Raw genomic sequence first — 12,362 nt, 5'->3', positions numbered from 1 at the left:
CTATTTGTATCTATTACAACAAAATAAATTACTACTATTCAAGTGCATAGAAATCTCACACACATCTGACACACTCTATTACATTCCGAATTACTTGATTTACAGCATTACTCAGCAACTTTAGCAATACTAAGAACGTGTCCTAGAGATAGCCAAGGAGCTAACCATGAAACTGTTCAATTTAGTATGTGCAACTTCACTTTTAATCACAGGTAGTGTATCCGCCGCTGACTTTGTAGCTGCGGATAATAGTCGAGCGACTCAGGTTTGTATGTCGGTCGTTAAAAATAATAAAATTCATCTGCATAACACAATCAAAGAAAATCACTTAAGAACACGAGTCGTTGAAGAAAAACTACACTGCAACGATATGCCAATTGGCAAATTTGCCACGACCTACGGGTTTAATAAAGCGGCAGACTTCCTCGGTATAGACCGTAGTGTGGAAACCAGTATTAAAGACATTGCGAAAGTAGATCAAAAAACCATTTTTGTCTCAGGATCTAAGTAACCATATCGATATGGTTATAAACAGAAGCAAGGCGTAGAAATCCCTGACTACGCCTTTTTCATTATTCAGCTATACAACTGCAGCCAATAATCCGAAAAGACCCCCAAAAACTCCACCCCACACAACTAGCCATCCTAGGTGAGTCTTAATCATATTTTGTACTATTTCCTTTACCATTTTCGGCGTTAGTTCATTAAGCCGCTCATCTACCGCTTTTTCAATGGTTTGGTGTAAGTCATCGCCAAGTAGACCATTACTGAGCGACTCACTAATTGCAGCATCAAACTCAGGCTGCTCACCGAGTTCAACTATTGCTAATCGCATTTTCTCAATAAATGGCTCTCGCAGTGGTTGTACAGCTTCAGTCCCACCAAACATCTGCAGCATTGCGCCGAATTGAGACGCCTCAATCACACTTAACAAACGGTCGAATGCAGGATTTAAGTCGACTTTATTAGCGATAGGTGCCAAGTCAAACTTTGGATGCTCCTTGCCGAGAAACTTTTCTAGTTTTTCTTGACTAAAGAACTCACTCAAGATGAGCTCTCTAATCGACGCTTTAAACGACTCGAACTTAAGCGTAATTATCCCTGAACCATAGAGGAAAGGCACTTTCTCAAATAACATATGTACCGCTAACCAATTCGTCAATGCGCCAGATAGTGCAAACAATCCTATCGAAAACAGCACGTCGTTTTCTAGTGTGAAACCAGTACCTGTTAGCAGTATCGCGAGTAAATTGGTGGTGATATTTTTATTCAATGTACTTCCCTTGGATAAAATGACAGAGGCGATATTTTATTTTTTTTAGAAAAAGGCCTCAAGTATTTGTGATCTTGAGAATTTCAACCATATTTTAGAGTAAGTGAATATGTTGGATCTAACTTATGTGGAACAAAGTCAACCAACAAATCTCTGAATCTCTCCATGACGCGTTTGAGCTTTCATCAAAGCAAACCTTAAAAAGTTATGGGTCTAAAAAACTCTATAAGATTGCAGACGATACCCATCAATTTTTAGTCAAAGTAGCCCCAATTCAGGCTTTAGAGCGGTTTGAGTGTGAGGCATCTAATCGAGAAAAGCTCATTCGTGACTCCGATTTTCTCGTTGCCGATACAATAACACTGGGTACGAGTGTCGAATTTTGTTTTATTGTGCTGGAATGGTTAGAACTTGATCATCGCAATGAAAATTGGCTTGAGTGTGGCCAAAGCCTAGCTAAAATGCACCAACGCCATGAACAGGAAATGTTTGGCCTAGAAGAAGACAATTACATTCACGAGCTTCCACAACCGAATCAATGGCACAAAAAGTGGGAAGTTTTTTTTGCCGAAGAAAGAATTGGTTGGCAGCTGCAACTGCTGGCTGAAAAAGGGATTATTCTCACCGATATCGACACATTTGTAGAGCAACTTAAACCACTCCTTCCACACCAAGTTCAACCGTCTTTGGTTCATGGTAACTTTTGGCATGGTAACATTGGCTTTAGCCGTCAAAAGCCCGTGCTATTTTCTCCAGCTTGCTACTATGGTGATAGAGAAGTTGATATTGCTATGGCTTCGCTATTTGCTCCATTACCAGATGACTTCTACCGTGGTTATGGGTCTATCTATCCACTTGCAGAAAATGCGGCTGAGCGTTTAGACATTTATCGCTTATATCCTCTTCTAGTGCAAGCAAACTTATTTGCTGGCAAGTACATACGGGACGCGGCAGAACAAGTGCAAGCCCTGCTCAAATAACTGCCATATTTTCGTCACAATGCGCTATAGTTAAAAGGTATTTAGTTTGGCCAATTAAGGTGGAGGGCCAATGAGAAACCTATATCAGCAACGTATTGAATGCCCACATTGTGGACACCATATTTTTGTCAACCTTGATACAAGTGAAGGCGATCAGGACTACTACGAAGACTGTGCAGCTTGTTGCAATCCTATACATCTAAATATGCACCTAGACCAAGTACACAATAAACTTGAGCTTAGGGTTGATAGCGACGACGAGCAGGTTTTTTAACCAAAAGCAGAAGCACTATAAGTTACGGGCAGCTCGGGTTCGAGCTGCTTTTATAAAGACAGCCATACTTTTTTATATCAAGATAGGCCGAAAACGCAGTGCTCAGTCTCGTAATCTTCTAGCCGTGTTTTAATAAACTTTGCTTCTTCAAATAGTTTTCAACGGTATTAATAATCGTGTAGGTTTGTTGGTCAACCTCAATATTTACGCGGTCTCCCACATTCATCGTGCCAAGATTTGTAAGCGCTAGTGTTTCAGGTATTAGATGTAACCAAAAACCACTGTGATCAAGCTCCCCTACCGTCAGACTGGCACCGTTTACCGCGATAAAGCCTTTATACATAACATACTTATGCCACGATTCAGGCAACGAAATATGCATCCTGCAGTTGCCTTCGTTTCGATGTATTTCACTTATGTTCGCGCTCGTTTGAATATGCCCTGAAATTACATGTCCGCCAAGCTCCGTGCCAAATGTCATCGAGCGCTCAAAGTTAACCTGTGATCCTCTGTGTACTTCACCTAAATTGGTAAGTCTCAAGGTTTCATCAATCACATCAAAACAAACTTGGCCTACGACATCATTTTCTGGTCGCTCGAAGTGAACCACAGTTAAACAACATCCGTTAATTGCTATACTCGCGCCCAAAGTCAGTTTATCGAGATAGTCGACACCAACAGAAATAACTAATTTTAAAATACTATCAACTTGCTTTGCCGACACCACAGTCGCTTTTGTTTGAACAATTCCTGTAAACATATCTACCCTCTTAATTTATCCTTGGAATTGTAGCGAAATCGCATTAATAGAGGTACTTAATTTGTATTGAATATGCGGCTAGATAAAAATAGTCGTGGCTGCTAAACGCAAAATTTTGCTAAATACAAAGCACTAAAATAAACTATCTCTTTTACGCCTTAAGTAGTATCTCACCATGAATTTTTCAACTTGGGAAGCCAGACGCTTGCTTCAACTTGCGATCCCTGTTTTTCTCGCTCAAGTTACTTTAGTCTTAATGACCGTTGTTGATACAATGATGGCAGGTCAAGTTAGCGCTGAGGACTTGGCTGCACTTTCTATTGCTACGGGTGTTTGGAACCCTCTGATTTTTAGTTTACAAGGTATTTTACTAGCACTTACAAGTATCGTTGCACATTGCCATGGTGCTAATGACACTTCTGGGATCAAACGATTTTTCCAACAAAGTTTATATCTTGCTTTAGCACTTTTTACCGTCGGCTTGGTTTTAGCGAACTTTACTTCTGTGGTTTTCTCAAATATTGGGGCAAGTGAGAATGTTCAGACCCTTGCTCAAGGCTATATTGATTTTGTGAAGTGGGGCCTATTAGGCTTTTTGATCTTCACAGTATACCGCAATGTTACAGAGGGAGTTGGACAAACAAAGCCTGCTTTTTACATCAGCATTGTTGGTCTTTGTATCAATGTCGTTGCTAACTATATTTTTATCTATGGTAAATTTGGCGCGCCTGCGTTTGGAAGTGCTGGCTGCGGTCTCGCTACATCCATCGTGCTTTGGTCAATGGCAATTGCACAGTGGGTGTATAGCTTGAAGAGTAAACACATAGATGGAAAGGCGCTCATCAGCGGCTTTACCAAGCCAAGTCTACCTATGATGAAATATGTTGCAGCACTTGGCTTCCCAATTGCACTGGCAACTTTCTTTGAAGTTACTCTGTTTGCTTGTATTCCATTATTTATTGCTGATTTAGGGCCTATTTCCGTATCCGGTCACCAAATTGCGGCTAGTGTCACTACAATGTTATTTATGATGCCATTAAGTTTGTCTATGGCTATCGCTATACGGATCGGTAATCTAACCGGCCAAGGAGCCTTAGAGCAACTTAGGCTTTCTGTTAATACAGCTTTTCTTTTAGCCACCTTAATTGCTCTGTTTGTCGCTCTCGTTACGTATATAGGGAGAGATCAGATTGTTTGGCTATATACAAACAATACTGAAGTCGCCACACTCGCAACCAGTATTATGGTATTGGCTTGTTTGTATCAATTGCCCGATGCATTGCAAGTCTCCGCAAACGGCGTGTTAAGAGGGCTCAAATATACTAAACCAATATCTTGGGTAACTTTTATATCGTACTGGCTTATTGGGTTTTCATTGGGCTATGTATTAGCAAAGACCGATTGGATAACGCCAGCTATGGGTCCACAGGGCTTTTGGGTTGGTATTATTATCGGTTTGAGTACGGCGGCGATATTATTAGTAACTTGTGTAAACAAACGGGTGAAATTTGAAATTAGTCAAGCAAATAGCTAGTACGATATTACTTTTTACTATGGCCGGATGCAGCAAGCAGCCAAGCGATATTGCTGTTGAATATCAACATCGACTTGCGAATGCAGCTAGCATAGAGTTGGTACACCCGGCCCCACTTTACAATCCTGAAATCCAAAAAGTGCCATTACCTACAAGTGAGCTTACTATCTCTATGTTGGACATCGCGACCGCTGGGCACTGCAAAGTCACAAATCTCATCGCTGCGCAAAATAATCAACTGGGTAAAGTAAGTTATCCAAGTGAGCGCTTGAAATATACCATCTTATTTATTCAGCAAGCGCCTCACTGCATTCGGCATCCAAACACGAGCGACGAGCTAAAACAAACACTAGCTCAAGCATTACAGGAAAAGAAAGAGCAGCTTCCACATCACTTTCTTCATATGATGACATTTGAAAGAGAGTTGGCAAGTTTGAGCTTGTTGATTGCTGATGAGGTGCCCTTAGAACTACCAGCAGCGCACAGTCACATGTTAGAAGCCGCTAATGAGCTCGCAGAGTTGGTGATAAACATGGATGCGCCCGAGAACCTCAGTCCAGACACGCTTACCCCCGCTTTAAAAGTCCTTTCTCAGCGATTTATCTCATCTTTGGTTACAAGCGTCCGTAAACAAACTCAACTGAATAATGCAGCGACACGCCAATTAAAACAACTTAAACTGAGAAATGACATTTGTAAAAGCGGCGGAAATAAAAAGCAGGCAGAGATCATAAACAATATCTTCAGCAAGTATTATTTATCTATTCTTCAGCCTTATCAGGCGATGCTCTCTCTTTCTATGGAAGAACTGATCGCTGCTTGGCAGCCTATTCACCTATTGTATCAAAATAATAATGTTGTCGATCCGCTCACGCTTCAACAGAACTTAGATAACCTTAAAGATTCTGCAAAAGCACACGTAAAATGGTGGCAAGAATTTTATCAGCTGTGTGAAATACCCCCAGCATGAACAAAAAAAAGGCAAACAATCAAAAAATTACGGAAAGCCGCTTGATCCGTTAGCTGAGTCACTATATATTACAACGCGTTGACAGGCACAGACCTGAAAACGATAAATAAGAAAATGTTATTGTACGACCGTAGCTCAGTTGGTTAGAGCACTACCTTGACATGGTAGGGGTCGGTGGTTCGAATCCACTCGGTCGTACCAAATCTTATAATACAACCGTAGCTCAGTTGGTTAGAGCACTACCTTGACATGGTAGGGGTCGGTGGTTCGAATCCACTCGGTTGTACCACTCTACAATATTTACTATCTAGTTAAATCCAGCACTACCTACTCTCTATAACCCGCGCCAAGGGTCGATAATTCGGATCCACTCGGTTGTACTACTACTATGTATCATTCAAATAAAGAAAAAGCGCTACCTACTCTCTATAACCCACACCAAGGGTCGATAATTCGGATCCACTCGGTTGTACCACTACTAGATATCATTCAAATAAAGAAAAAGCATTACCTACTCTTTATAATCCGCGCCAAGGGTCGATAATTCGGATCCACTCGGTTGTACCACTCTACAATATTTACTATCTAGTTAAATCCATAAAGAAAAAGCACTACCTACTCTCTATAATCGGTTGTACCACTACTAGTTTCATTCAAATAAAGAAAAAGTACTACCTACCCTCTATAACCCGCGCCAAGGGTCGATAATTCGGAGCCATTCGGTTGTACCACTCTACAATATTTACTATCTAGTTAAATCCATAAAGAAAAAGCATTACCTGCTCTCTATAATCGGTTGTACCACTACTAGTTTCATTCAAATAAAGAAAAAGCACTACCTACTCTCTATAACCCGCGCCAAGGGTCGAGAATTTGGATCCATTCGGTTGTATCATTCTTAGATGTTTACAAACGTGCTAAATTCAAAACAGAAAAAGTACTCCCTGCTTTCCATAGACCGTGCCAAAGGTCGATAATCCAGAACAACTCGGTTATACCATTCTGAGATCTTTACAAACCAGCTAAATTCAAAACAGAAAAAGCACTAACTACTTTCAACAACCCGAAACAAGGAGCAATAATTTTGAATATGTTCGCTATTTTTCATCCCGCTAACCAAAAAGTGAATAATTCAAGCCTCAGAACTTTTGATAGGCTTCACAGTGAACCGCTTTGTCATTCCTTGACTCGCCGGGGATACTAAGCGGTAGCCCAGCTTTTCATAAAAAGCTGGCTCATCTGCAATCATTGAAACATAGGAGCCCGGCAAAGCACTTGTTGCTAAGTAACCATCAATATATTCCATTACTGTACGCCCTAATCCCTGCCCTTGATAAAGCGGATTGACGGCAACATCGACGACCTCAAAATTACAGCCTCCGTCTCCAACCACCCGACCCATTGCCACAAGCTGTTCATCATGCCTAATAGCAACTCCATATAATGAGTTAGGCAACCCACGTGTCGCTGCTTCTAAAGATTTTGCAGATAATCCCGCGGCTATTCGCAAATCACAATATTCCTCTGGGCAAGGTACTTTCTCTTCAATTTTAAACGTCAAAACTATTCACTCCTCTTGTCACTAAGAGTGGGTAGAATAACAACTGTATAAATAAACAGTCAACTAACTCTAACTATCACCTTCCCGAGATTCTGGTTGTGTTCGAGAATATCGTGGGCTTGCTCAATTTCATCCCAAAGTAACTCCTTATACACTGGTATCTTCATCGTCTGATCCGACAGTTCCGAGCCAAACTCACTCAGAAAATCTTTCACTAATTCCCTTTTATAATCTAAAGAGCGATTTCTTAACGTGCTTCCATGCAAGTTGAACCTTTTCGCGAGTAACTTGGCAAAGTCTAGTTCTGTATATCTTCCGCCTAGCATAGCGAGCATGACACAATGGCAATCCATGGCTGCAACTCTTAGATTCGCTCTGAGGTATTCACCACCGACTGGATCAAGAATGACATTTGCTTTCAAACCAAGCTTTTTCATTTCTTCAGCAAAATCACAGTCTAAGTAATTAATAGTATGATCTGCCCCCAGAGATTTTGCATACTCGGCCTTTTCCTTGCTACTTTGGGTAGTAATGACCGTTGCACCTAGCCTTTTTGCAATCCTTATGGCAGCACTGCCAACACCTGAAGCACCGCCGTGACAAAGTAAAACCCCATTAGAATTTAGCTGCCCAGTTCGCACAATCGCATCATAGGCCGTAAGATATACTTCTGCTACACCTGCCGCATAGCTCAATGACAGACCTTCGGTTAACGGCATGAGTAATTCACTTTGTGCAATCACGTACTCAGCATAGCCGCCGCCGGCGGTTAAACAGAACACTTGGTCACCAAGTAAATGTTCAAGCTCAGAAGACGCCACCTGAACTATCGTTCCAGACACTTCCAGACCCAATATCTCACTATCGCCTTCAGGCGCAGGATACTTCCCTTGTTTTTGCAAAATATCTGCTCTATTAACCCCAAATGCATGCACTTTGATTAGCACTTGCTTTGCACTCAACGTTGGCGTTTCGGTGTACTGGAGTTGAAGTTGAGAAGATGCGTGGCTGATATAACGCATCTTCTTTGGGATCACTGGATTTTTTTCCATATTTCCTTCTCGACGAACTTACCATCTTCATACAGTTCATGATGCCATAAATTACCATCAATCTTGTAGCTGAATGACATCGTTCGACCGAGTAAACTAGTAATATTTCCATATTCATAGGTTTCGATAAATCTATCTCCCTCTATTTTGTAACTCCCTCCACCAGCGTATTTAAATTTTCCTTCACTTTGCGTAATGTAGCTGTGGTGAGTTGGAGTAACTAACTTTATCGATGTCAAGCTAGGCGCTTGCGCTGATACAATGCCATCTGTGGTGGCATATTTCCCCTCAACAAATTCCCAAGTACCTAAAAGTGGGTTTGCCAAAGCAACTGGACTCAATAACAATAAACTAAGTACGGAGACTTTCATCTTATTTCCCTTTAACGTTGTTTTATTCAGTTTTACACGATCACTCAACGAGGTCAGTTGAGATAATCTCAACATCAAAAACGAAAATATGAGCTCTATGAGAGAGAATTACGCAGCCAAGCTAATTTTTGCTATCAGCTTTAGCACCTAAAACGGCAAGTTGGCTAGTCAACTCGCTAATTGCCTCAGCTCTTTCTTTGATTAGAAAAGGGTTAGAGCTCTGCCCTGCTAACTGCTGTAATGCCATTAGATAGGCCTGCGATTTTGCAAATTCACCCTGAGTATTTATGTCTGGTGTTACTCCCTTGCCCTCCCAGTTTTTTTGGGTTATCGGGCTAACAGTGCTAGCGATTGCCACAAATGCAATAAAATCATGAGATAATTTTATTTGTCTGATAGGGTTTGCTCCCCCTTTTGACGACTCACCAATCACTGTTGCTCGCCCAAGATGCTTCATCGCATACGCAAACGCTTCTCCGACTGAGAACGTCTCAGGGCCAATTAAGATGTACAAAGGTATCTCGTGCAGTTCACTTGCCCCCAAAGGCTGTTCACTGTAAAAGGGGTAATGACTTCCATTTCGAAATTGGTAGGAGTGTAATAAAGTCGGTTTCGCTAAAAAGTAGCTTGCAAAGTGGGAGATCATGTAGCCATCTCCTCCACCGTTTTGACTAAAATCAAGAATAAGGGCATCGGTTCTTTGTAGTAATCTCATCGACGCCGCAATTGCGTCTTTAGCTTGAGAAGATACAGAATCAAAGCCCCACATTTCTAAATAACCAATATTTCCTGCTAGCACTTCTACTTGGCGTATACCTGAGTTCTTGCGCTTTAGCTCAGTGAACCAGGGCTCTCTAGCATCGCTACTATGCTTGCCATTGTTGTCAACTCGAGTAACCAGCGCGAGGTGTTTATCATACTCGCTCACTAAATCAGTGATCTGCTCTGATAAACCATGTCGAAATTGCATATCATTAAAAGTCAACGCACGTAATTGCGCTGCAATGGTTTTTGCGGTGTCGGTAAACACGTAATTTTGTTCGATAGTGTGAGCAAACTCTTCGACAATTTGTTTAGCCTGCGCAGGTTGTAACTGTTGCGCAACTTCAACGGCTTTCGCTTGTAACCTATTATCACCGATCACACACAAACTAAAACACAGTAAAAATCTTGCGATCATAAAGCCAATATATTCCTTTAATTGAGTGAGCCCGTTGCCAACGCCAATCGTTCCACTAAGCTCTGAAAAGTACGTGTGACAAAATTCACGCCCCAGTTATGTCAAGCCGTGCCAGTGACCTGATGCTGCTAGCAATCATGGCTTCCACTAAGAATAACGTCATAGCAGAAACCTTATTCCTATTCACTCTCTAACAGGGGCACACTGTTAGTCTCAGGCTCATCCTTCACTTGTGATTGCTTATCAAACATTGGCAGTGATAGTAAAGCTGACATAAAGCCCAAACTGAACAACGCACTGAACGACATACCGCCAACAATCACAGCGGCTAAACCACGATATATCTCTGAACCATCTCCGGGACTGAGCATCAACGGCAACATACCAAAAACACTGGTTCCGGTACTCATATAAATAGCACGCATACGATAATTAGTAGACTGAATAATGGCCTGCTGTTGATTTAGCCCGGAAACTATCGCCGAGCGATATTGACTCGCAAGCAAAATGGCATTATTTATCACCAGTCCCATTAAAATAATAAAGCCAATCATGGTGACAATATCTAAATTTTGCGGTGCAAAATAATTAACTGTTTTTAAGAAAAACATGCCACCCAGTATTGCCAACGGCATTGACAACATGACAGCTAAAGCTAAAATCCAAGAATTGAGTGCCATTCGTATCAATAGAAATAAAATCAACAAGGAAACCAAGAACATCTGGAAAAATTCCGTTAAGAATCCACTCAATTGATCTGCACTACCCCGATAATTTATAAACAAGTTTTGCTCTGGTTGTTGCGCTAAATACGCCGCGACTTCAGCCTTTACCTGCGTAATAAATGGACCAACTGGCTGACCATTAGCTGGCACTAAATTAATCGACATACTTACTTCGCGATCAGTGCGATATATAGCACTTGGTGCCAAACTTAGTTGAGTATCGACTAAAGAGCGCAGTGGGTGCAGTCCGTGATTTGGGATCATCACTTCTGTTTGCAATAATTGTTCAAGATGCTCAGGGGTTTCACCTTTTAAGTAGAAAGGCAGAGTATCACTGTCAGCATAAAACTGGCCGAGGTAAGCACCGTCGGTTAACGTCACTAAAATCTGATTTAACTCAGCCTGAGACATGCCCATAAACGCAAGCGTGTCGGCTTTAGGCGTAAATTCTACTCTGGCCACAGTATCTCTCATCGGAATAACTTCAGTGATCCGCGCTCCCGGGAAGGATTCTATTAAATGGGCGAGTAAATCTTGTCCAGCTTGTTGTAATTTAGGCAAGCTCAGTCCTTTTAAATCGAGCTGACTTGTGCGCGCATCAGGTAACGCTAATCGAAGTAGAGTTCCTTGATAAACGTAGGTTCTTGCATCTGGTAAATCTTGTACTATCTGGGTGTCGACCCACTGTTTGAATACAGGAAAATCCCAACTGCCCTCTGGATAAAAATACACTAAACAATACGTTGAGTTACAAAAAGAGCCGTGAATATCAAAGGCCGGATGGCTACCAAGCTGTTTTTGAGCCGCAATACGCTGTTCAATCACATTACCTACCTGTGTTTTTGCGGCACCAACAGAAAGAGGTTCATCAAATGCGGTGTAGACCATCATTATGTTTTCCTTTGGATTGGGCAACAAATCTAACTCTGGCTTGATCAACCAACTGAGCAGCAAGGCTCCGGGGATTGCTAAGACCAACCACACCGTCCCTTGAAGCTTTGAACGAGATGGTGCTGTGACAAACAGAGTCCATTTATCAGACAACGCCTTACTTTTAACGACTTTCTGGCCTGGTAATAGCTGTCGTGATAATGCTGGTAATAGGAACAATGCAACTAAAATTGAGGCCACTAAGGCACTGGAGATAGTAAATGCAAGGTCGCCAAATAGCTGGCTGACTTCCGAGTGCATTAATACGATAGGGACAAAAATTACAATACTGGACAACGTAGAAGAAATTAAAGCTGCTTGTACCTGCAATACACCTTGGCGACAACTTTCTAAAAGCGATAGTCCTGTGCTTCTTAAGCGTTGAATATTTTCAACAATGATTATTGAAGCATCAAGTAATAGTCCGACGGACAACGCCATGCCGGCTAGGGAGATTAAATTCAGGCTTCGTCCGCCCAATTGCATCCCTAATAGCACTAAAGACAAACACACAGGGATACTCACAAAGATCAAAAAAACGATGCGTAAATTGCGTATAAAATAATACAAAAAACCACAAGCGAGCAGAACACCCAATAGTAAATTACCATAAACCAGTAGCAGTGCCTGTTTTATTGGCTGCGAGTTGTCACGACTCATCACAACCTTGAGGTCGAGTGATGACAGTGGCCCTTCATTTAGCTCGGTTAAGGTTGCTTTGATCAATTCAATAGTTTCTAATACATTAATAT

Annotated in this window: 12 protein-coding genes and 2 tRNA genes; 7 read left to right on the top strand and 7 right to left on the bottom strand. The window is 41.6% G+C overall.

The genetic code is table 11. The features are described 5' to 3' along the window. Positions 1-166: 166 nt before the first annotated feature. Positions 167-511 carry a DUF3718 domain-containing protein gene (locus tag L1D50_RS16175; protein ID WP_138524174.1) on the top strand — a complete coding sequence of 115 codons (345 nt, stop codon included), beginning with the start codon at positions 167-169 and terminating at the stop codon, positions 509-511. Between the two features lie 69 nt (positions 512-580). Here L1D50_RS16175 and L1D50_RS16170 read toward each other — a convergent pair whose 3' ends face one another. Further along, positions 581-1,273, bottom strand: a complete 693-nt coding sequence (locus L1D50_RS16170) for a DUF445 domain-containing protein (RefSeq protein ID WP_128728266.1) — start codon at positions 1,271-1,273, stop codon at positions 581-583. A gap of 125 nt (positions 1,274-1,398) precedes the next feature. Here L1D50_RS16170 and L1D50_RS16165 point away from each other — a divergent pair, with 125 nt between their 5' ends. Further along, on the top strand, positions 1,399-2,253 hold the full coding sequence (locus tag L1D50_RS16165; protein ID WP_128728267.1) for a fructosamine kinase family protein: 855 nt from the start codon (positions 1,399-1,401) through the stop codon (positions 2,251-2,253). 70 nt (positions 2,254-2,323) lie between these two features. Continuing rightward, positions 2,324-2,527 (top strand): CPXCG motif-containing cysteine-rich protein, encoded by a 204-nt coding sequence (locus L1D50_RS16160; protein ID WP_128728268.1) that lies wholly within the window; start codon positions 2,324-2,326, stop codon positions 2,525-2,527. Positions 2,528-2,645: 118 nt separating this feature from the next. Here L1D50_RS16160 and L1D50_RS16155 read toward each other — a convergent pair whose 3' ends face one another. Then, positions 2,646-3,287: a riboflavin synthase subunit alpha gene (locus tag L1D50_RS16155; RefSeq protein ID WP_128728269.1), complete on the bottom strand. Its 642-nt coding sequence runs from the start codon at positions 3,285-3,287 to the stop codon at positions 2,646-2,648. Positions 3,288-3,462: 175 nt separating this feature from the next. Here L1D50_RS16155 and L1D50_RS16150 point away from each other — a divergent pair, with 175 nt between their 5' ends. The 4 genes from L1D50_RS16150 to L1D50_RS16135 all read left to right on the top strand — a co-directional run bounded on the left by L1D50_RS16150 (position 3,463) and on the right by L1D50_RS16135 (position 6,080). Next, positions 3,463-4,821, top strand: a complete 1,359-nt coding sequence (locus L1D50_RS16150; RefSeq protein WP_239966412.1) for an MATE family efflux transporter — start codon at positions 3,463-3,465, stop codon at positions 4,819-4,821. Further along, positions 4,796-5,791, top strand: coding sequence for a DUF3080 family protein (locus L1D50_RS16145; RefSeq protein ID WP_239966411.1), 996 nt, complete (start codon positions 4,796-4,798; stop codon positions 5,789-5,791). Before L1D50_RS16150 ends, L1D50_RS16145 begins: the two co-directional genes overlap by 26 nt. A 124-nt stretch (positions 5,792-5,915) precedes the next feature. Beyond that, a tRNA-Val gene (locus tag L1D50_RS16140) sits at positions 5,916-5,992 on the top strand. A gap of 11 nt (positions 5,993-6,003) precedes the next feature. Next, a tRNA-Val gene (locus tag L1D50_RS16135) sits at positions 6,004-6,080 on the top strand. Between the two features lie 843 nt (positions 6,081-6,923). On the opposite strand, the gene L1D50_RS16130 is transcribed toward L1D50_RS16135, so the two are convergent. The 5 genes from L1D50_RS16130 to L1D50_RS16110 all read right to left on the bottom strand — a co-directional run. After that, positions 6,924-7,352 carry a GNAT family N-acetyltransferase gene (locus L1D50_RS16130; protein WP_128728272.1) on the bottom strand — a complete coding sequence of 143 codons (429 nt, stop codon included), beginning with the start codon at positions 7,350-7,352 and terminating at the stop codon, positions 6,924-6,926. 59 nt (positions 7,353-7,411) lie between these two features. Further along, positions 7,412-8,404, bottom strand: coding sequence for an NAD(P)H-quinone oxidoreductase (locus L1D50_RS16125; RefSeq protein WP_239966410.1), 993 nt, complete (start codon positions 8,402-8,404; stop codon positions 7,412-7,414). Further along, positions 8,386-8,775, bottom strand: coding sequence for a hypothetical protein (locus L1D50_RS16120; protein WP_128728274.1), 390 nt, complete (start codon positions 8,773-8,775; stop codon positions 8,386-8,388). Before L1D50_RS16120 ends, L1D50_RS16125 begins: the two co-directional genes overlap by 19 nt. A gap of 121 nt (positions 8,776-8,896) precedes the next feature. Beyond that, complete coding sequence (locus L1D50_RS16115) at positions 8,897-9,955, bottom strand: S41 family peptidase (protein ID WP_239966409.1); 1,059 nt, start codon at positions 9,953-9,955, stop codon at positions 8,897-8,899. A gap of 179 nt (positions 9,956-10,134) precedes the next feature. Beyond that, positions 10,135-12,362 (bottom strand): efflux RND transporter permease subunit (locus L1D50_RS16110; protein ID WP_239966408.1); only part of this gene is annotated, 2,228 nt, incomplete at its 5' end.

This window comes from Pseudoalteromonas sp. Isolate6 (genome assembly GCF_022398435.1).
GTDB classification, from domain to species: Bacteria; Pseudomonadota; Gammaproteobacteria; order Enterobacterales; family Alteromonadaceae; genus Pseudoalteromonas; species Pseudoalteromonas galatheae.
This window is presented reverse-complemented; position numbering and strand designations above follow the sequence as displayed.